This window comes from uncultured Algibacter sp. (genome assembly GCF_947490405.1).
GTDB lineage: Bacteria > Bacteroidota > Bacteroidia > Flavobacteriales > Flavobacteriaceae > Algibacter_B.
This window is the reverse complement of the sequence record NZ_CANLGU010000023.1, coordinates 1-293: the sequence shown is the minus strand read 5'-3', so window position 1 is coordinate 293 and position 293 is coordinate 1. Positions and strand designations below refer to the sequence as shown.

At 40.3% G+C, this 293-nt stretch carries 1 protein-coding gene; it reads left to right on the top strand.

All coding sequences use genetic code 11. From position 1 onward, the window contains the following. Window positions 1-293, top strand: a 293-nt coding sequence (locus tag Q0772_RS16245; RefSeq protein ID WP_298347020.1) for an immunoglobulin-like domain-containing protein, incomplete at both ends; no start/stop codon positions are given.

The following is a 293-nucleotide window of genomic DNA, read 5'->3' as shown; positions in this document are numbered from 1 at the left end:
CTAATAACTTATGATGTAAGCGACGCTGCAGGAAATGCTGCAACACAAGTGGTAAGAACAGTCAATGTTATACCAGATACCACAGCACCAGTAATTACTTTAAATGGAAATGCTTCTATTGATTTAAATGTTGGCGGTACTTACACAGAACAAGGAGCAACAGCCACAGATGATTTAGATGGGGATATTACGGCAGGTATTGTTATAGGCGGTGTTGTAGACACCAACATAGGTGGTACATATCTAATAACTTATGATGTAAGCGACGCTGCAGGAAATGCTGCAACACAAGT